This window comes from Thermostichus sp. MS-CIW-36 (genome assembly GCF_054059035.1).
On sequence record NZ_JBSSBR010000007.1, the window covers coordinates 50,266 to 68,721 of the forward strand.

The 18,456-nt window shown below is 57.8% G+C and carries 19 protein-coding genes; 5 read left to right on the forward strand and 14 right to left on the reverse strand.

Going from position 1 to position 18,456, the window contains the following annotated elements; all coding sequences use genetic code 11:
- The first annotated feature begins 264 nt into the window (after window positions 1-264).
- Window positions 265-699, forward strand: coding sequence for a DUF29 domain-containing protein (locus ACVWVQ_RS04975; protein WP_011433505.1), 435 nt, complete (start codon window positions 265-267; stop codon window positions 697-699).
- Between the two features lie 158 nt (window positions 700-857).
- On the opposite strand, the gene ACVWVQ_RS04980 is transcribed toward ACVWVQ_RS04975, so the two are convergent.
- From ACVWVQ_RS04980 to purB, 7 genes are all read right to left on the reverse strand, one after another.
- Window positions 858-2,225, reverse strand: a complete 1,368-nt coding sequence (locus ACVWVQ_RS04980; protein ID WP_414355895.1) for an FAD-binding oxidoreductase — start codon at window positions 2,223-2,225, stop codon at window positions 858-860.
- 112 nt (window positions 2,226-2,337) lie between these two features.
- Entirely contained in the window at window positions 2,338-3,135 is a 798-nt protein-coding gene (gene pstB, locus ACVWVQ_RS04985; RefSeq protein WP_457507215.1) for a phosphate ABC transporter ATP-binding protein PstB, read from the reverse strand.
- Between the two features lie 70 nt (window positions 3,136-3,205).
- Entirely contained in the window at window positions 3,206-4,099 is an 894-nt protein-coding gene (pstA, locus tag ACVWVQ_RS04990) for a phosphate ABC transporter permease PstA (protein ID WP_457398131.1), read from the reverse strand.
- Between the two features lie 38 nt (window positions 4,100-4,137).
- On the reverse strand, window positions 4,138-5,121 hold the full coding sequence (gene pstC / locus ACVWVQ_RS04995; RefSeq protein ID WP_457482289.1) for a phosphate ABC transporter permease subunit PstC: 984 nt from the start codon (window positions 5,119-5,121) through the stop codon (window positions 4,138-4,140).
- 148 nt (window positions 5,122-5,269) lie between these two features.
- Window positions 5,270-6,331, reverse strand: a complete 1,062-nt coding sequence (pstS, locus tag ACVWVQ_RS05000) for a phosphate ABC transporter substrate-binding protein PstS (RefSeq protein ID WP_457507217.1) — start codon at window positions 6,329-6,331, stop codon at window positions 5,270-5,272.
- A gap of 508 nt (window positions 6,332-6,839) precedes the next feature.
- The gene (locus ACVWVQ_RS05005; RefSeq protein ID WP_457507219.1) at window positions 6,840-7,820 is read right to left on the reverse strand and encodes an aspartate carbamoyltransferase catalytic subunit; all 981 of its coding nucleotides are present in this window, start codon (window positions 7,818-7,820) and stop codon (window positions 6,840-6,842) included.
- A gap of 10 nt (window positions 7,821-7,830) precedes the next feature.
- Window positions 7,831-9,126, reverse strand: coding sequence for an adenylosuccinate lyase (gene purB / locus ACVWVQ_RS05010; RefSeq protein ID WP_457507221.1), 1,296 nt, complete (start codon window positions 9,124-9,126; stop codon window positions 7,831-7,833).
- A gap of 134 nt (window positions 9,127-9,260) precedes the next feature.
- On the opposite strand from purB, the gene ACVWVQ_RS05015 reads away from it, so the two are divergent.
- Window positions 9,261-9,842 (forward strand): Uma2 family endonuclease, encoded by a 582-nt coding sequence (locus tag ACVWVQ_RS05015; protein WP_011430559.1) that lies wholly within the window; start codon window positions 9,261-9,263, stop codon window positions 9,840-9,842.
- A 291-nt stretch (window positions 9,843-10,133) separates the two neighbouring features.
- On the forward strand, window positions 10,134-10,583 hold the full coding sequence (locus ACVWVQ_RS05020; RefSeq protein WP_457507223.1) for a tetratricopeptide repeat protein: 450 nt from the start codon (window positions 10,134-10,136) through the stop codon (window positions 10,581-10,583).
- On the opposite strand, the gene lipB is transcribed toward ACVWVQ_RS05020, so the two are convergent.
- A complete protein-coding gene (lipB, locus tag ACVWVQ_RS05025) occupies window positions 10,580-11,335 on the reverse strand; it encodes a lipoyl(octanoyl) transferase LipB (RefSeq protein ID WP_457507225.1) in 756 nt (251 codons plus the stop codon). The two genes, ACVWVQ_RS05020 and lipB, sit on opposite strands and share 4 nt — an antisense overlap.
- A 13-nt stretch (window positions 11,336-11,348) precedes the next feature.
- Window positions 11,349-11,669, reverse strand: coding sequence for a thioredoxin (gene trxA, locus ACVWVQ_RS05030; protein WP_011433516.1), 321 nt, complete (start codon window positions 11,667-11,669; stop codon window positions 11,349-11,351).
- Between the two features lie 235 nt (window positions 11,670-11,904).
- Here trxA and ACVWVQ_RS05035 point away from each other — a divergent pair, with 235 nt between their 5' ends.
- Window positions 11,905-13,164, forward strand: a complete 1,260-nt coding sequence (locus tag ACVWVQ_RS05035; RefSeq protein ID WP_457507227.1) for a hypothetical protein — start codon at window positions 11,905-11,907, stop codon at window positions 13,162-13,164.
- Here the strand turns inward: ACVWVQ_RS05035 and ACVWVQ_RS05040 are convergent.
- From ACVWVQ_RS05040 to ACVWVQ_RS05055, 4 genes are all read right to left on the reverse strand, one after another.
- Window positions 13,142-14,956: a SulP family inorganic anion transporter gene (locus tag ACVWVQ_RS05040; RefSeq protein ID WP_457507229.1), complete on the reverse strand. Its 1,815-nt coding sequence runs from the start codon at window positions 14,954-14,956 to the stop codon at window positions 13,142-13,144. The two genes, ACVWVQ_RS05035 and ACVWVQ_RS05040, sit on opposite strands and share 23 nt — an antisense overlap.
- A complete protein-coding gene (locus ACVWVQ_RS05045; protein WP_457507231.1) occupies window positions 14,953-15,534 on the reverse strand; it encodes a rhodanese-like domain-containing protein in 582 nt (193 codons plus the stop codon). The genes ACVWVQ_RS05040 and ACVWVQ_RS05045 overlap by 4 nt, the downstream gene beginning before the upstream one ends.
- Window positions 15,535-15,590: 56 nt before the next feature.
- Entirely contained in the window at window positions 15,591-16,073 is a 483-nt protein-coding gene (locus tag ACVWVQ_RS05050) for a DUF29 domain-containing protein (protein WP_414352140.1), read from the reverse strand.
- A 139-nt stretch (window positions 16,074-16,212) separates the two neighbouring features.
- Window positions 16,213-16,929, reverse strand: a complete 717-nt coding sequence (locus tag ACVWVQ_RS05055) for an MBL fold metallo-hydrolase (protein WP_011433521.1) — start codon at window positions 16,927-16,929, stop codon at window positions 16,213-16,215.
- Between the two features lie 128 nt (window positions 16,930-17,057).
- Between ACVWVQ_RS05055 and ACVWVQ_RS05060 the strand changes: the two genes are divergently transcribed.
- Window positions 17,058-17,438 (forward strand): ArsR/SmtB family transcription factor, encoded by a 381-nt coding sequence (locus ACVWVQ_RS05060; protein WP_457385531.1) that lies wholly within the window; start codon window positions 17,058-17,060, stop codon window positions 17,436-17,438.
- A gap of 49 nt (window positions 17,439-17,487) precedes the next feature.
- Here the strand turns inward: ACVWVQ_RS05060 and ACVWVQ_RS05065 are convergent, their stop codons facing one another.
- Window positions 17,488-18,435, reverse strand: coding sequence for a UDP-glucuronic acid decarboxylase family protein (locus ACVWVQ_RS05065; RefSeq protein ID WP_457507233.1), 948 nt, complete (start codon window positions 18,433-18,435; stop codon window positions 17,488-17,490).
- Window positions 18,436-18,456: the final 21 nt, after the last annotated feature.

Genomic DNA, 18,456 nt, shown 5'->3' on the forward strand with positions numbered 1-18,456 from the left:
AAGACGCCTGGGCTCCTGATCGCGCCAGCGGGACGGAGTCCTTGAAAAGCCTTCCGGCTCGGTGCACTTTAAGTGTGGGTGCAGTGTCCTGCTTTAAATCGAAATGACTATAGAAAGAGTTGCCTGGATAAGGTTTGTCACCAGAGGACTCTGCTCCCAGACGGTTGAGAACTCAGGTGTTACAGGCATTATTGTAGTAAACTCAAGAAAGACATAGTCTGGATTTGATGATTATCGCGACTCTATTGGCAGCAGGACAAAGCTATGAGCAATCTATACTCGACAGACTTTAACTTGTGGATTGACCGAACAACCCGGCTATTGCGGGAAAGGCGCTGGCATGAAATTGACCTAACACACTTAATTGAAGAAGTTGAGAATTTGGGTAAGAGCGAACGACGAGGGATTACCAGTCAATTAACTCGCCTTCTGCTGCATCTACTCAAGTGGCAATATCAACCTCAGCGCCGTTCAGATAGCTGGCTAGATTCCATCACAGATGCGCGAACCCAAATCGGATTGGCCATAGAAGATAGCCCTAGCCTAAAAGGTTATCTGGTAGAGCAACTCGAAGAGAGTTATCAACGGGCGCGCCGCCAAGCAGCCAGGCAAACGGGGATAGAAATCTCGACATTTCCAGATGTCTGTCCCTACTCTCCAGAGTTGGTGCTTGCAGAGGACTGGCTGCCGGAAGTTTGACAGTCCACACCACAAAGCATTTAACGGTGGACAGCATTCCCACAGTACTGACTGTAGAGCTTTGGACTGGTGTTGTCCTGCCCAGACAATCCATCAGGGATTAAACATGGGCAATACAGATAGACCAAGGCCAATTGCTGTGCTACTGTTGCTATTCCTCAAGCAGAGGCGCGCTCCTGCCAGGTGCGCATCTTGCCCGGATTAAGCAACCCATAGGGATCCACTTCTTCTTTAAAACGAATCTGGCGCGGATCCATCACCTTACGCCCACCGTCTTCGATGATGAAAGTGTGGGGGTTGGCAATAAATACTCCCTGCTCTTCGTGGTAGCGCATGATCTCGTTCAGGCGCTCTTCGGTGGTAAAGCGGACAATTTGCAGGCCGACAGGGGTAGCTTGCCCGTTGATGCGAATCCACTCCAGGTGCATCAGCACTTCGTCGCCAAAATACTCGTACATGTGCTGCACCAGCTTCAGCTCCCGATCGGCGGGAAAAGCCGATTGTAAATAAGTCAGGCTGGGATCCACGCTGCGGCAGTGCAAAGTGGTGTGGTTCCAAGAAAATTCCCCCAGCGAGATCCCCTTGCTGGCCTCCTGGGCCGTTTTGTTGTAAACCACTTGGCCCCCATGTTCCCGGACAAGCTCCAACAGCGGCTCCAGGCTGCATTCGGCCACCATCAACAGGGCCACAGCGGATCCTTCTGGCAAATGACCCCGCAGCGGTGCAAAGTAGCTGGGGATCGGCCAAGCGTGCAGGCTGACCAATTTCTTGAGGATCCCATCGGCATCTCCCAGGGCTTGGCCAAAATGGGCACAGGGCATAAAGCCCACTTCAGGGGGAAAGGCCACCACCAGCTCCGCCCAAGGATAAGCAGGCGCCAGCGGGATCTCCACCTCGGTGATGATCCCATTGAGGCCCCAGGCATGGCTTACTTTGAATACCTCATCTCCCCGCAGCTCCAGCACCCGCGGCTCTTCCTCCAGGGTGACCACCCGCAGCCCCAAGATGTTGCCCCGATCCCGCAATTGGCCGTAAGTCACAGAACCAATGCCACCACTGCCGCCAGCAATGAACCCCCCGATGGTGGCCGTGCGATAGGTGGAAGGAGCCATGCGGATCTCCCAGCCCATCTCCCGGGTGTGTTTGTCGATGGCCATCAACTTGGCCCCCGCCTGCACCCGCGCCAAGCCCGGCTTTGCCCAAAGCACCTGGTTGAGCTTGCCCATGTCCAGGATCACACCCCCGGCCAGCGGGATACATTGGCCGTAATTACCGGTACCGGCACCGCGCACCGTAACCGGGATCCGCAGCCTGGCACAGGCCGCTGCCACTCGCATCACCTCGGCCTCATCGGCGGGGCGCACCACCAAATCTCCCCGCTTGTCGCTCAGTTGTCGGCTCAGCACGGGGCTGTAGTGGTAAAAGTCCAACGACAACTTGGCCACCTGAGCCGGATCAGTGATGATCTCAATACCCTCTAAGTCAGAACGCAAAGCCTGCAGCTTGTCAGGAGCGGCAACGATCATAGGTATCCGTATTTGGGTGCAACGGTTCTTCAGACCCCATCATCGGCAGAAATTGCCTGCAAAAGGGTTTGCAGAGAACAGTATGGGAAGGATCCCTGTCCGGCCAGGTCGATTAGCCGAAGCGGCCCTCCACATAATCTCTTGTGGCTTGCTTGGTGGGGCTGTTGAAGATGACTTCAGTTCTGTCAAATTCAATCAGCTCGCCCACACGGTTGGATCCCACCAGCTCCACGCTGAAGAAAGCCGTCATATCCGAGACGCGGCCGGCCTGCTGCATGTTGTGGGTGACGATGATGATGGTATATTCCTCCTCCAGCTCCTTCATCAGCTCCTCAATGCGGCGGGTGGAAATGGGATCCAACGCCGAACAGGGCTCATCCATCAAAATCACATCCGGCTTCACCGCTAGAGCCCGGGCAATACACAGGCGCTGCTGCTGCCCTCCCGACAGCGACTGACCATTTTCTTTCAACTTGTCTTTGACTTCATCCCAAAGGGCAGCCCGCCTCAGCGAGGTTTCCACCACCTCGTCCAAGTCTACCTTCATCCCCAGCACCCGCGGGCCGTAGGCCACGTTGTCGTAAATGCTTTTGGGGAAGGGATTGGGTTTTTGGAAGACCATGCCGATACGCCGCCGCACCGCCACCGGATCGACTTCTTTGGCGTAGAGATCCTTGCCGTGGTAGGTGAGCTTGCCCTCTACACGAGCACCGGGGATCAAATCGTTGGTGCGGTTGAAGCAACGTAGGATCGTGCTTTTGCCACAGCCGGAAGGGCCGATAAACGCAGTAATCTGTCGGGCTGGGATGTCCAGAGTAACATTTTTTACCGCCAGATTGGAGCCATAGTAGACATTCAGGTTCTCGGTCCTGAAAACGTAAGAGGTCTGGTTAAGAGATTGAGTTTGCATGGCAGCACTCACAAAAAGAGCTAGAGTTCGACGAAGAGTTCGATTCAAGACTTTGTTGAGAATCCTCAGGCTATTTCCTGGTCTTGTACACCAAAAAGCGAGCGGTCAAGCTGGCCGCCAAAACAATGGCTAACAAAACCAAAGCGCCCGCCCAAGCCAGCTGCTGCTGCACCCTGTAGGGAATGATGGAGAAAAAGTAGACCATCACCGGCAAGGTAGCCACCGGGCCAAATAGATTAGTAGACCAGAAATTGTTGTTGAAGGCGGTAAAGAGCAGAGGTGCAGCCTCGCCTGCCGCTCGGGCCAAAGCCAGGATTAGCCCGGTTACGATGGCCGGTGCCGCTGCCGGCAAAACAACGCGCATTGTGGTCTGAAAGCGATTTGAGCCCAGGCCAAGGGAAGCCAAGCGCATGTCGGGCGAAACCAGCAGCAACGCCTCCTCGGTGGAGCGGATCACAATCGGCAGCATCAGCACGCCAAAAGCCACCCCTCCCGAGAAAGCCGAAAAGCCGGATCCCCTCACCACCACAGCATAGGCAAACAGGCCGCAGAGAATGGCCGGTACCCCCGTGAGCACATTGCAGGAAAACTTAACCAGATAAGCCAAGCGGGTGCCGCGACCGAATTCAGACAAGTACACTGCCGCCAAGATGCCGAAGGGAAAGCTCAAAGCCGCCCCCGTAGCCAGCACCATTAAACTGCCGACAATTGCGTGACCAAAGCCCCCTTCCGCCAGGCCAGGGGCAGGGTAGCGGGTCTGGGTGAGGACATCCCAATTTATCCGCTGGATGCCTTCCTTGCCCACATCCCACAGCACCCAAGATAGGGAAGCTATGATCACCGCCACAAAGAGGCCACTCAGCAGGGTTAGAACAATGCCTGTGTAATTGCGGACAGGGGCAATGGCGGCACGAGTAATGTCGATGTCAACCTTCTCAGGGGCAAGCTGTGCTGAGTCGGACATGATAACAGTGCTCCTTCATCTTCTTTCTGCTTCCCAAGTTACTGCTCCAAGTTTTGAAACTTGCGGATGATGATCTCGGCAACAATGTTGACCAATAACGTCAGCACCATCAGCACCACGCCGGCATACATGAGAGCCGAAACCTGCAAGCGTCCTGCCTCGCCAAACTGAGAGGCAATCAAGGCAGTAATGGTGGATCCCGGCTGCATTAGAGAGATGTTGATGCGGTTGGCGTTGCCGGAAAGCATGGCCGCCACCATGGTCTCTCCCAGGGCCCGCCCCAGCGCCAGCATGATCGAGCTGACGATACCCGACAGGCCGGCAGGGATCATCACCGTTAAGATGGTCTCCCAGCGGGTTGCCCCCAAAGCCAAAGCCCCCTCTTTTAGGCTGCGTGGTAGAGATTCAAAGGTACTGCGGGTAATGGAGATGATGATGGGAGAGATCATGATCCCCAGCACCATAGCCACTATCAACAAGCTGGGCCCCCGCGGAGCCGGGCCACTCAAGAAAGGGATCCAACCCAGCGTCTGGTTAATGGCTCGAAAGATGGGCCGCACTGCTGGAATCAGAACAAAGATCCCCCACAGCCCCAGCACCACACTGGGAATGGCCACGATCAGCTCAATGGCAAAACCAATCGGCGCCGTTACCCACTTGGGAGCAAAGCCTTCCGTCAGGAAGATGGCTGTGCCAATGCCCAGAGGAATGGCAAAAATCAAAGCCACCAGAGAGGTTACCAAACTGCCATAAATCTGCGGCAGCACCCCGTAGATGTTTTCCACCGGGTTCCAGCGGGCAGTAACCAGGAAGCCCAAGCCAAACTGCTGAATCGCCGGCAGAGCCGCTTCGGTGGTTTGAAGAATCACCCAGATGAGGATAATGCCGGCAAACCCTGCCAAGGCCAGCGTCAGGCGGACAAAGCCCACATCAACAGCCCGAGACAGGCTCGCCTTTTTCTCAATGTCAACATCGATATCCGGGTTTGGTGGTGAACCATAACCCGTAGCCGCTGAAGTCATAGCCTCTCTCCCATGATCATCTTCGGTTCAAAATCTTTCCTAAAAATCCCACCGTGCAAGGTAAGCCCAGCAGCCGACCGAGAAAGCCTCATCTGCCTCCTCAGCCGGCCACCAGCTCCACTCTAGTGGAGTTCAGGCTGCAACCCAGTCATCGCACCGCATTGGGGTTAACGGTGATGGCATCCAGCTCTGCAAAGATCCGCTGGATAGCCGCCTCAGGCATAGGGATGTAGTCCAGCTCCTTGGTGATGGCTTGACCCTCTGGCCCCTGGGTCCACTTCAGAGCCTCCACCAGCTTGGTCAGCTTCTGCTGATCGGGATACTCGCGGTACAGCATCACCCAGAACAAGCCCACGATTGGGTAGTCATTTGGCCCTTCAGGGTCGGGCACCAACAGCGCAAAGTCATCAGGAATGGGAGCATCAAGCGCCGAGGTAGCTGCCTTAGTCGAGAACTCAACAATGTTGCCCGCTTTGTTTTCCAAGCGAGCAGTGGCCATATTTTCCAGCTTGGCATAGGACTGGTTCACGTAGCCAATTGCCCCTGGCTCCTGCTTGATGGTGGCGGCTACGCCCTCATTCCCTTGGGCTCCAATGCCAACAGGCCACTCGACAGAAGTACCAGCACCGGCTGTCCAATTAGGGCAGACAGTTCTGATGTGGTTGGTGAACACAAAGGTAGTCCCAGAACCATCAGAGCGGTGTACCCAGGTGATGTCCAGGGGTGGCAGCTTGTTTGCTATACCTGGGTTCTCGGCCTTGAGGCGAATGTCGTCCCAGCGAGTGATCTCGCCGGTCACGATGCCGCAGTAGGTTTTCCGCTTCAGGATGAGCTCTCCGTCTTCAATGCCGGGCAGGTTATAGGCAAACTCGATGGCCCCTCCCGCCAGAGGCAACTGTAGGGGCTCATAGCCGTATTTAGCTCGGAAGCTTTCCAGGCGAGCACCGGAGAAAGGCGCCTCGGAAGCGCCGAAGTCCACAGTGCCATTGATCACCTGCTCTAGGCCAGCACCACTCCCGACAGACTGATAGCTGACTTGCACAGTGGGGTCTACGGTGCGGTTGTAGGCGTCAAACCAACGTTGCAGCAAAGGAGCCGCAAAGGTCGCGCCCGCCCCGGAGATTTGCACGGTTTGGGCTTGAGCCGAGGTCGCTGTTAGAAATCCTACTGTTAGAGCGGTGAGGGAGAAAGCAGAAAGCAGGGTTCGCATAGGTAATATCTGTTGCGAATCAACACTTTCAACCCTATAACCTCAAAGTTAACAGAGGGATATCTAAAGGTTAACCTTAGGTTAAGTCAAGAGAAAAATCGATATTTTTTGAGTATACTGACTCGTTTCCAAACCTCGATTTTCCATCTGGTGGTCTTGGCCAGTTTGGATTTCAGCAAAATCAGGATCCTGGAGCCCAGAATCCGCGAAAAGGTCTAGCTGCTGAACTTCTATCTCGTTTGACAACCAATCAAACGGACACAACTTGAATAAGAGCTAAGCTTAGACGGCTGCAAAAAAACTCGATCCAGATCCAAGATGTGTAAAATTTGAGACAAAGATGTTGCTCCCCTCTCGCCAAGCTTGGACATGATTTCAGCAGGGCGGGAAAAGCTCTGGCCAGAGATTCTTTCGGCTTTTGGCAGAGAGAATTGGTTAGAAGATAGACTCCAACCTTCTAGACGTGGGGCAGCTCTACATGTTCCCCGAGCAGAGAAAGATCTGGGCTCTAAGCTGGGATCCGCCCGCCCCCCATGAGGTACAGCAGGGCCATGCGCACCGCCACGCCGTGGGTGACCTGCTGCTCAATCAGGTTCAAGCCGGGATCCTCCATTACCTCGGAGCTGAGTTCCACACCGCGATTGACCGGGCCGGGGTGTAAAACCCTCACCTCTGGGTGGCACAGGCGCAGCCGCTGCCGCGTGAGGCCGAAGAAATGGTGGTACTCCTGCAAGCTGGGGAGAAGGAACTCGCTCATGCGCTCCTGCTGCAGGCGTAGGGTGATAACAAAACGCGCCCCTTCGAGGGCAGGCTCCAGCTGCCAATGGACAGGGAGCGTGTGGCCGGGCACAAACTGGGCAAAATCTTTGGGCAATAGGGTGGGAGGGCCGGCTAAGTGAACCTCAGCTCCGGCAGCCACCAAGGCATAGATATCGGAGCGGGCCACCCGCGAGTGGAGAATATCGCCGACAATGGCAATTTTGATCCCTTGCAGCAACTCCAGACGGGGACGCCGGGGATCCAGATGGCTGCAGAGGGTAAACAAATCCAGCAAACCTTGGGTGGGATGTTCGTGCAGTCCATCCCCGGCATTGAGAACGCCCACAGGGGATCCACGGCGGTCGATCTCGGCAGCTAATTGTTGGGGCACTCCTGCCTGGGCATGGCGAACGATTAAGAGATCGGATCCCATGGCCAGAAAGGTGCGGGCCGTATCCAAGAGCGTCTCCCCTTTGCTCAAGGAAGAGGTGCCTGGGGAAAAGTTGAGCACATCTGCCGAAAGGCGCTTGGCCGCCAGCTCAAAACTGGTACGGGTGCGGGTGGAAGGCTCGAAGAACAGCGTCACCACCACCTTCCCCTGCAAGGTGGGCACCTTGGGCAACCGCCGCGTCAACACCTCCTGGAAACTGGCGCTGGTCTGCAAAACCATCTGGTATTCTTCGGGAGTAAAATCCGCCAAGCCCAAGACGTGCTGCCGCTGCCAAACCATAGGGGATCCCTCAAATGCCCAGGCGGGCAAAGATCTCGTCCAAATGGGTTAGGTGGCGCTGGGGATCAAAGCAGTCCTGCAGTTCTGCCTCGCTCAGGTGGGCCATCACTCGGGGATCCGCCAGCAGATTGGCGCGAAAGTCCCCCTGCGGCTGGTTCCAGGCGCGATGAGCATTTTCCTGCACCAGGCGGTAAGCTTCCTCCCGGCTCAAGCCCTTCTCCACCAAGGCTAGAAGCACCTGCTGGCTGAAGATGACGCCGCCGTAGAGGTTGAGATTGCGCTCCATGTTGCCGGTGTGAACCTGCAGGTGGCGCACCAGGTCGGCCATGTTCACCAGCAGGTAGTGGCAGAGAATGGAGGCATCGGGCAGGATAACCCGCTCCACCGAGCTGTGGGAGATGTCCCGCTCATGCCAAAGGGGGATGTTTTCCAGAGCCGGAAGGGCATACCCCCGCAGGAGGCGGGAAATCCCGGTCAGCTGTTCAGATTTGATGGGGTTGCGCTTGTGGGGCATAGCAGAGGATCCCTTTTGGCTGGGGGCAAAGTATTCTTCCACCTCCAGCACGTCCGTCCGCTGCAGATTGCGGATCTCGGTAGCAAAGCGCTCCAGCGAAGAGCCAATCAAAGCCAAAGTCTGCACATATTCCGCATGGCGATCCCGCGAGATTACCTGTGTCGAGGCTGTATCGGGCTTCAGGCCCAGGCGAGCGCAGGCCAACTGCTCCACCTGGGGAGGCACGTTGGCGTAGGTGCCCACGGCGCCAGAGATCTTGCCCACCGCCACCACTTCCCGCAGGCGAGCTAGGCGCTCTTGGTGGCGCAGGCACTCGGCCAGCCACCCTGCCAGCTTAAAGCCAAAGGTAATCGGCTCGGCGTGAACACCGTGGGTGCGGCCGATCATGAGGGTGTAGCGGTGCTGCCGAGCTTGGTCGCGGATAGCAGCGATGAGGTCGGCCAGGCGAGCTTGCAAGATCTCCACCGAGGCCACAAGCTGCACGGCCAGAGCGGTATCCAACACGTCCGAGCTGGTCAGGCCCAGGTGGATGTAGCGCCCTGCCTCGCCCACGTGCTCGTTGAGGTTGGTTAAGAAGGCAATAACATCGTGCTTCACTTCCGCCTCAATTTCCAAAACCCGCGCCGGGTCAAAGGCGGCTTTGGCTCTGATCTCCTGCAGGGCTTCTTGCGGGATCCGCCCCAGCTCCGCTTGCGCTTCACAGACAGCCAGCTCCACCTGCAGCCAGGTCTGGAGCTTGTGGGCAGTGGACCAAATCTGGCCCATTTCGGGCAGAGTGTAGCGCTCGATCAAGGTGCCTTTTCCGTCGGTACAGTTAGGATGAGCTAGGCTATTTTAGCCTTTGGCGTCCCCCCTCGAGGAAAAGCCGCTGGGGGATCCCTGCGGGCTTGGCTTGCGGTGTCGAAGGAGCAGCAAGGAGTTTGCAGATGACCGTCGGAGCTGTGCCAACTCAGGGAAAAAGAGCTTGGACAGCCGAAGAATTCATGGCGTTGTCCAGGGAGGGACATCGCTACGAGATTGTTGATGGGAAGCCAATTGATATGGGAAGCGCGGGGGCACTCCATGGTTATGTCTGCAGCCTCCTATTGGCAGCTTTGACCCCCTACGTTTTGTCCAACAAGCTGGGGATCGTTTTAGATTCCAGCACTGCTTTTAAGATGAAGAGTGGAAATTGGCGCTCCCCTGACATCTCTTTTTTTGCTAAAGAACGCTTGCAGGGCATGGCTGAACTGCCCACAGGATTTTTGGAAGGCGCTCCAGATCTGGCTGTTGAAGTGCTTTCCCCCCGCAATACGGTTGAAGAAATTCATGACAAGCTGGTGGAGTACTTTGAAAATGGCAGCCGCCTGGTTTGGCTGGTTCACCCCAGCGAGCACTACGTCCTGGTGTATCGCAGCTCTCAAGAGCCTGACCGCCTCCTGAAATCGGTTGATCTTCTAGAAGGTGAAGAGGTTATTCCAGGATTTGCCCTGCCGGTGGCTCATCTATTCCAGAAGCTTTCCTTGTAACATCCCCCCGCCCTCACTCTAGCCAATAGAGCTTGGGCCTCCCAACCTTGCCATTGGGCATTCCTGCCCCGCGTCACAGAACGACTTGGCAGAGGAGTCGGTATCTCGACCCTGACTTTCCCGCCAGAGCGCGGAACTTGTAGCTCCCCGCACCCCTTGCAAGTTAAGTGCAGGGGGTTGCCCCTCTCGCCGACGGTCTATATTGAACTAGTTCGGGATCCGAAGAGGACGTCATTAGCGGTGCGGAGCACAATCAAGTGTCGATGGGGAAGGATAGCTCTGATAGGTTTCTTGGCAGCATTCCTCGCTCCTGCCCCTGCCATCTCTTTGCCTGCCTTCTCACCTCCTCCTGAGAAGACCTCGGCCCCAAACACCGCTTCCGAGTTCAACTGGCAGGGATCCCTCAAGTTGCTGCGGGGGGATCCCGTGGCTGCCCTGTCGGATCTGGATCGGGCGGTGCAGTTGGATCCCACCTATGCGCCGGCCTATGTGAACCGCAGCTACGTCTACAACCAGTTGCGCCAGCCCCAAGAGGCGTTGGCCGATGCGGAGCGGGCCATCCAGTTGAATGCAGGGATCCCAGAAGCCTACTTTAGCCGCGGGGTGGCCTATCTTCAGTTGGGGGATCGAGAAGCGGCGATGGCCGACTTTCGCCAGGCGTTGGCTCTCTTCTCCAAGAGTGGCAACTTTGCCGACCGAACCATCATGCAACAACTGCTGCGCCAGTTGGGGGTGGATTAGCCTTGAGTCTTTAGAGACTTGCGTTCTCCCAACCACTCTGATAAGGAAACTTCCTGAGCTTGCAGCCCAAAGACCTGACAAAAGGACTTCACCACCACCGGGGCCACTGCCGCCATCGTTACTCGGGGACAAAACTGAACCAGGGATCCCACCGAGCGATCAGGGATCCCACAGGGCACGATGGCCTCGAAGGCAGCTAGATCCGGGCAGACGTTGAGGGCAAAGCCGTGGTAGGTCACCCAGCGGGAGACCTTGATGCCGATGGCCGCCACTTTGCGCCCCTCCACCCAAACCCCTGTGAGGCCAGGGATCCGCTCCCCCCGCAGGCCAAAGTGGGCCACAGTTTCAATAAGCACCTGCTCCAGTTGGCGCAGGTACCAGTGGAGATCCAGACGGTGGCGCCTGAGGTTGAGGATCGCATAACCAACCCACTGGCCTGGCCCGTGGTAAGTGACTTCGCCGCCGCGCTCTACCCGCAGGATTTCTGGCCCTTGTCCAGAGAGGAATTCTGGGCGGGCAGCTGGGGATCCTATCGGCTGAGAAAGGCTCTTGAGAAACTTGGGATCGGCTCCTGCCCCCAAGGTGTAAACCGCAGGATGGGTGAGCAGCAGTAATCCGTCCGGCAACTGGGGATCCCGGATCATATGGGCCAGTCTTGCCTGCTGCCAAGCCCAGGCAGTGCGGTAGGGCACTTCACCCGGCAGGTGAACCTGCAGAAGCGGCAGTTGCACGGGGGATCCAGAAAAGTTCACCTAGCTTACAGGTTTAGTTAACCTGCGCCCGCAACCGCTCCAACAGGGCCCGCGGCTGCAACAGCCCCTCAATGCGGTCAATCGGCTTCCCATCTTTGAAGAGGATCAGCGTTGGCACCGCTTGAATGCCCCAGCGAGCAGCGATGGTTGGGTACTTTTCGGTGTCAACCTTCACAAAAGTAACCGCATCCCCCACCTGAGGTTTTACCTGCTCCAACACTTGCGCCATAACCTGACAAGGGCCGCACCAGGAAGCATAAAAATCCACCAGGATCGGGGTTTTGGATCCCTGAATCATGTCGGCAAAACTTTTGAATTGCTGTTTGTGCGCCATAGGAAACTCCCAGAGTGTTCTGAAAAGCCTGAAATGAAATCTATTTGTAAGCTAACTGTTTGAGACTAAAAATTAGGTAGGGATCCCGCTACGGCCTGCTTCAGTTTCCCGGTAGGATGGCTAGGGTTTGGGAGAAGAGCTAGAGCGTACCTGTAGTCTAGGGTGTTGTGGTGGACAAAGGGGCAGACTTTAGCAGGGTTTAAGCACTTGTCTTTTTTTGAGGAGTGGGATCCCGATGGCAACAAGTAGCAGCATGGTGAATCGTGGCGTGTTGGCCACAGTGCTGGCCGGGGTAGGACTCAGCCTATGGGGGGCTTGGCGTTGGCTGTGGGATCCCTGGGGCTGGGCTCAGGTAGTGGCCGGGTTGCTGCTGAGTTTGGGCAGCTTGCTCTACTGGCTCAAGACCCGCCCCGCCGATCACCTGGTGGTGGAGCCCAAGGGCTGGGGCATAGGCCGCCACACCCCCGAGCACTGGGTCATTCAAGCGGAGTTTGTGGCTCGCAACCTCAACCCCCTTTTGGAAGTCACCTTGGCCCAGGTGGAGCCGCGACTGCATTTGCTCAGCGCCGGATCCCCAGAAGGCATTGACACCCGCCTACGCCTGCGCTCTCGCCATCCGGATCTTCCGCCCCGGCAAGACAACTACTGGCAGGCTTATATCCTCACCCCCCAGAGCCAGACTGGCCTAGAAGTCGAGATCGAGCTGAAGGGGAAAGGGCTAGCGGATCTGCGCTCTGCCTGGCTGGAGTTGGACTACATCCAGTACGGGCGGCAGCGGCGCACCCTCAAGACCAGCCATCTCATCCTGCCGTTGCAAGAGGTGGATCCCTTGCCAGAGCTGAACTGGCAGCAGCAGGGATCCCTCCTTTGGGCCGCTGTTCCCACCCACCTACTGACCCCCAGCGATGACTTGGCCGAGGTGCTACGGCGGTACGTGAGCCCTCACGTCCAGCCTGGGGATGTGGTGGCTATTTCCGAGAGTGCCGTGGCCATTGTGCAGGGCAACTTTCGCCATCCTCTCCAAGTCCAACCCGGCTGGCTGGCCCGCACCCTGTGCTACTTCTTCCCCTCCAAGACCAGTCTTTCAAGCTGCTACGGGATGCAGACTTTGATCGACTGCTCCGGGGCCTGGCGGGTGGTGTGGGCTTTTGTGGTGGGATCCCTGGCCAAACTGCTGGGGATCCCGGGGGTCTTTTATGCCCTGGCGGGGGAGCAGGCCGATCTCATCGACGACGTTACTGGCACCCTGCCTCCCTATGACCAGTTCATCGTGCTGGGGCCGCGGGATCCGGCCAAGTTGGTGGGGGATCTGCATCGGCAGACGGGCTACGAAGTGGCCATCGTGGATGCCAACGATCTGGGGCAGGTCAAGATCCTGGCAGCCAGCCCCGGCGTAGAGCGGGAGCTGGTGGAGCAAGCCCTGGGCAAGAACCCCGCCGGCAATGCCGCTGAACAAACCCCCCTTGTGCTGATCAGGAAGATGCCACCTGACTGAGGCTCTGCTGGGATCCGAGGGCTTGCATCGCCTGGTGAGTGGAGAGGAAGAAGCGCTCAGCGCCCACTTTCTCCACAAACCCAGCCTTTTGGAGGCGATCCATTACCGGCCCCTTCACCTCGGCCATGGCAAAGCCCACCCCTGCCTGCTGCAAACGTTCCACCAACTGGGTCAGCACTTCCAAAGCGCTGCCGTCGATGAAGTTGATGGCGCTGGCAACGAGCAACACCTGCTCCACTGTGGGTCGCGCCGCCACCTCTCGCAGCAGATACTCCTGCAAGTAGGCTGCGTTGGCAAAAAACAGGCTCTCGTCCACCCGCACTGCCAAGATACGGGGATCGGTAATCACCTCATGGCGCTGCACGTTGCGGTAGTGCTCCGTACCGGGCACCTGACCCACGATGGCAATGTGAGGACGGCTAGCCCGCCAAAGAAAGAGCAGGATGGAGACTAACACCCCTATTCCGATCCCCTGCTCCACTCCGATCCCCAGCACACTGGCAAAGGTTACCAACCAAACCAGGGCATCGCCGCGGTCGTAGCGCCAGCTTTGCAGCAGGGGGTGAAAATCCACCAGTGCCAGCACTGCTACCAGAACGATGGCCGCCAGGGTGGTCTGGGGCAAGAAGGTGAACAGGGGCATCAGCCAGATGACCGTCAAAGCCACCAACAGGCCGGTGATCAGGGAAGCCAGGCCGCTGTTGGCTCCCGCTTGAAAGTTCACCACCGACCGGCTAATGCCGCCCGTTACCGGATAGCCGCCACTGCAGGCTGCTGCCAAGTTGGCTGCCCCCAAAGCCACCAGATCTTGGTTGGGATCCACCTTCTGCCGCCGCTGGCTGGCCAAGGACTGCCCCACGGCATAGCTCTCCGTGAAGCCCACCAAGCTAATGGCCAAGGCGGTGGGCAGAAGCGCTGTCCACTGTCCCCAGCTCAACGAGGGAAAGCCCAAGGGGGGCAACCCGGAAGGAATGGAGCCAACAACAGATACCCCTGCCCTCTGCGAGAGGTTTAGGCCCCAGACCAACAGGCTGGTCACGAGCACAGCCGCTAGCGGTGCCCCCTTGGTCAAAATCAAGGCCCAACCTGGAGGCACACCCCAACGCCGCAGTTGGTGGGGCAACTTTCGCTGAGCGTACACCAGCAGGGATACGGCCAGCAGCCCCAAGCCAAAGGTTACCCAGTTTACCTTATCCAGGCTCTGCCACAGCCGCTGCACCAACAGCAAGAAGGACTCCGTATTGGCGATCTTGACCCCCAGGAGGTGGCGGAGCTGGCTGAAGCCGATGATCAAGGCTGCCGCGCTGCCAAAGGCAGTCACCACTGCATGGCTGAGAAAGTTAGCCAAAAATCCCAGCCGCAGCAGTCCCATAGCCCCCTGGACCAGACCCACCTCCAAGGCCAGCCCCAAAGCCAACTGTCCATACTCCGGGCTGCCCGGCAAGGACTCCGTCCCGCTGACGCGACCGGCCAGCGGCTCTAACCCTGCCGCCACCAACAGGGAGATGATGGCCACCGGCCCCACCGCCAGGGCACGGCTGGATCCCAGTAGTCCATAGACGATCACCGGCAAAATACTGGCGTACAGGCCCACTTGGGGGGGCAACCCGGCCAACAGGGCATAGGCCATGCTCTGAGGCACCAGCAGAATAGCCACCACAAGGCCGGCGATCAGATCTCCCGGCAAATCTGATCGCTGATAGTGGAAGACCCAAAGGGACTCCTTAGCAAAGGGCAGGTACCGCGCCAGGATCCCTTGCCCCCCAGAGGAAGTAGAAGGGATCCCACTCATAGCGCCTGACCTCGGTTCCAGGGCATGCGAGCCAGCAACAGAGCCATGCCACAGGTGTTGGTGATCCCGGCAAACACCAGCCCGGCGCCCACGAAGCCACTCAGCAGCAGCCACCAGGGGTTGACAAAGGCCCCCAGAAGGGTTCCGGTGAGCACCAGGGATCCCGCCGCAATCTGCACCTGCCGCATGATGGAGATGGGCGCATTTTGGGTGCGGGTAACGGGCAGCTTGGCCGCTTTCCAAGCCTCGATCCCGCCCTTAAGGCTAATGACCTCCGGCCAACCGCGGTCTAGCAACTGGCAACTGGCCCGAATGGAGCGGCTGCCCATGCGGCACTGCAACACCACCGGCTTCTCTGGCGTGGAAGCAGGCACTTTGGCCGGGTCAAAGGTAGATAGGGGCATGTTGATGGCCCCCGGGATCCGCTCATCGGCATATTCTCCCGGCTCCCGCACATCAATGAGCTGGACTCGCCCCTGATCCAGCCACTGTTTTAAGGTCAGGGCATCGATCTCCTTGAGACGGGGATCCCGTTCTTGCGAAGCGGAAGGGATAGGGTTTTGTTGGGTTACGGTCATGGTTGTCTCCTTGCTTCTAGCGTTGTCTAAAATGCAAAATGCAGCGATTTTTGGGATTAATCCCCCTCCTCAAGCAAATGACTGGGCTCACCGGGGTAAAACCGGCTATCCAGGATTTGCTCTGAGGAATAAGGGCAGGTTTTGGGGAAAATCTTTCTGGGCAGCTTGGTCTCCTCCAGGGCCAGCTTCAGCGCCCCCAAGTAAGACTTGGAGATGGCCTCTGGCAAATAGGGCTTGAGACTTGGGCTTTCTTCAAGAAGCTCCAGAACTTCCTGCCGCTGCAGCTGGAGGGTGAGGAGCCAGCTTGCGGATCTCCCCTCTGGCTGGTACTCCCACTTGAGGAGATGCCCAACCAAAACTGCAAGTCGGTTTCGCAGTTCCTGCCGCTGTTGTCTGCCCAACGATTCAATCTCCTCGACTAAATTGGGCAGATCCAGCTTCTCCCAGGCCCGATCCCGCAGAAATTGAGCTTGTTGCTGGATCCAAGCGTAGAAATCGCTCTCATAGAGACTTTCTCGATCCACGCTCAAACTCTCCATTTATCCACGCTCAAACTCTCCATTTCTGGCAAGCCAATTGAGAGAAGGTTACCCAGAGCAGCGGGCCCTCACCATCGGAGTTTCACATGGGCTCCCCAGCCGGCGGGGGCTTACCCTGCACCTCGCTGCCCAGAAGGAATTAAACCGCTGCTGCCACTTGGCCGCACTGCTCGTTGGCCGGCACCGCTTCCTGGATCTTCTTCGGCTGGGGCAGGTTGAGGCTGTTCATCAGGGCAATGAAGCTCTCACGGGAACGCAGGTTGCCCGTTTCCGGATCCACAAAGCGCGGGTTCCAGCGCTTCTCCTCGCCAATGGTGGAGACGGTGTGCCCGCGATAGTCGTGGCCAGGATAGACCAGCGTCTCATCGGGCAGCGTAAACAAGTGCTGGGTAACATGGTCGTACATCAGGCCGGGATCCCCGCTTTGGAAATCCGTGCGCCCACAGCCGCGGATCAGCAGGGCATCTCCGGTAAGGACGCGATCCCCATTCACGCGGTAGGTCATGTGGCTGTCGGTGTGGCCCAGGGTAGCGATGGCTTCAATGACGACGGATCCCACTTGCAGCGTTTCCCCATGACCGATGAAACGATCTGCACATTGAGCCTTGGCCTGTACTGGCACCACCCCTTGGCAACCGGTCAGTTCCCGCAGCTTCCCGGTTCCCGTGATGTGATCCGCGTGAACGTGGGTTTCCAGGCAGTACTTCAAGGTTAGACCCAATTCCCGAATCAGCTTCAAATCCCGCTCCACCTGCTCCAGTACCGGATCCACCAGCGCGGCCTCGCGGGTTGCCGGATCCGCGATTAAATAGGTGTAGGTGCTTGTTTCTGCGTCGAACAGTTGGCGAAATAGCATAGTGCCCTCCTGTCTGGTATCGAAAGCCCGACGTGAACTTGGACTTTCTAGGAACACTATATAACTATCTAGTGTTAAAATCAAGTTGCATGGACGGCGCAAGCAGGTTTGTTGATGGGAGAAAGCCGGTGAGCAGAGCGGATGTGAATGAGTGTCGCACGATCCTGACGCCGCAGGTTCTCGACAGCGTGGCAGAGTACTTCAAGGTTTTGGCGGAACCCAGCCGCCTGCAGATCCTGTGTCAGTTGCGCTCTGGGCCGAAGAATGTAACCCAGATTCTGGAAGCCACCGGCATGGGCCAGGCCAATGTTTCCAAGCACCTGAAAATCTTGGCGCAGGCAGGGATCGTCAGCCGTCAGCCCAAGGGGGTGAGTGTTTATTACCAAATTGCGGATCCCATGTGCTTTGAGCTGTGCGAAGTGGTATGTCGGCAGTTGGTGAGTCGGCTACAACAGCAAGCCCGCCAACTGGAGCCGCTGGCAGCCATTCACCCAGGTCAATCGAGCTGAGGCGAAAATGGTTCTCAAACGGGTTGGGGTTGTCGGGAGCACCTGATGATTAGTCCAGCCCCAGCCGCTGACGAAAGTAAGGGATGGTCTGTTGCAGCCCAACTTGCAGCGGGATCCGAGGCTCCCAACCCAAGAGGGCGCGGGCTTTGCCAATATCCGGCTGCCGTTGTCTGGGATCGTCCGTCGGCAGAGGCCGGTAAACGATGGGAGAAGGGCTGCCGGTGAGGGCGAGCACCTGCTGGGCCAGCTCCAGGATCGTGAACTCCTCTGGGTTGCCCAAGTTAAAGGGTCCGGGGTAGGGGCTGTTCATCAGCCGGATCAAGCCCTCTACCAAGTCGGAGATGTAGCAAAAGCTGCGGGTCTGGGATCCATCCCCATAGACCGTCAGGGGATCCCCGCGCAGGGCCTGGACGATAAAGTTGCTCACCACGCGGCCATCGTCCTCCCGCATGGCGGGGCCGTAGGTGTTGAAGATGCGGGCCACCCGGATCTCCGTTCGGTATTGCCGCTGCCAGTCGAAGGTGAGGGTTTCCGCCAAGCGCTTGGATTCGTCGTAGCAGGCCCGCGGGCCGATGGGGTTGACGTGGCCCCAGTAGTCTTCCGGTTGGGGATGCACTTGGGGATCCCCGTACACTTCTGAAGTCGAGGCCAGCAGGAACCTCGCTCCCGTTTTCTGGGCCAGTTGCAGCAGGTGATAGGTGCCCCAGAGGCTGGTGCGGATGGTGCGGATGGGATCCGCTTGGTAGTGGGGGGGAGAAGCGGGGCAGGCCAGGTGGTAGATCTGCTGGATCCCGGCCTCTGCCAAAGCGGGCGGCAGGGGCTCGGCAACGTCGTGCCAAATAAACTGAAAGGCTGGGTTGTCTAGATGAGCTTGGACATTCAGCTGCCGGCCTGTGGAGCCGTTATCCAGACAAATGACCCAGTGGCCTTCTTGCAGAAGGCGGGTTACCAAGTGGGATCCGATAAATCCCAGGCCACCCGTAACCAGGATCTTCATGATTTCCCCTGATTTCCCCAG

Bases quoted from the DNA above. Each gene is read 5' to 3' on its own strand.
- ACVWVQ_RS04975 (WP_011433505.1), top strand. From the start codon at position 265: ATGAGCAATCTATACTCGACAGACTTTAACTTGTGGATTGACCGAACA.
- ACVWVQ_RS04980 (WP_414355895.1), bottom strand. From the start codon at position 2,225: ATGATCGTTGCCGCTCCTGACAAGCTGCAGGCTTTGCGTTCTGACTTA.
- pstB (WP_457507215.1), bottom strand. From the start codon at position 3,135: ATGCAAACTCAATCTCTTAACCAGACCTCTTACGTTTTCAGGACCGAG.
- pstA (WP_457398131.1), bottom strand. From the start codon at position 4,099: ATGTCCGACTCAGCACAGCTTGCCCCTGAGAAGGTTGACATCGACATT.
- pstC (WP_457482289.1), bottom strand. From the start codon at position 5,121: ATGACTTCAGCGGCTACGGGTTATGGTTCACCACCAAACCCGGATATC.
- pstS (WP_457507217.1), bottom strand. From the start codon at position 6,331: ATGCGAACCCTGCTTTCTGCTTTCTCCCTCACCGCTCTAACAGTAGGA.
- ACVWVQ_RS05005 (WP_457507219.1), bottom strand. From the start codon at position 7,820: ATGGTTTGGCAGCGGCAGCACGTCTTGGGCTTGGCGGATTTTACTCCC.
- ACVWVQ_RS05015 (WP_011430559.1), top strand. From the start codon at position 9,261: ATGACCGTCGGAGCTGTGCCAACTCAGGGAAAAAGAGCTTGGACAGCC.
- trxA (WP_011433516.1), bottom strand. From the start codon at position 11,669: ATGGCGCACAAACAGCAATTCAAAAGTTTTGCCGACATGATTCAGGGA.
- ACVWVQ_RS05035 (WP_457507227.1), top strand. From the start codon at position 11,905: ATGGCAACAAGTAGCAGCATGGTGAATCGTGGCGTGTTGGCCACAGTG.
- ACVWVQ_RS05040 (WP_457507229.1), bottom strand. From the start codon at position 14,956: ATGAGTGGGATCCCTTCTACTTCCTCTGGGGGGCAAGGGATCCTGGCG.
- ACVWVQ_RS05045 (WP_457507231.1), bottom strand. From the start codon at position 15,534: ATGACCGTAACCCAACAAAACCCTATCCCTTCCGCTTCGCAAGAACGG.
- ACVWVQ_RS05050 (WP_414352140.1), bottom strand. From the start codon at position 16,073: ATGGAGAGTTTGAGCGTGGATCGAGAAAGTCTCTATGAGAGCGATTTC.
- ACVWVQ_RS05055 (WP_011433521.1), bottom strand. From the start codon at position 16,929: ATGCTATTTCGCCAACTGTTCGACGCAGAAACAAGCACCTACACCTAT.
- ACVWVQ_RS05065 (WP_457507233.1), bottom strand. From the start codon at position 18,435: ATGAAGATCCTGGTTACGGGTGGCCTGGGATTTATCGGATCCCACTTG.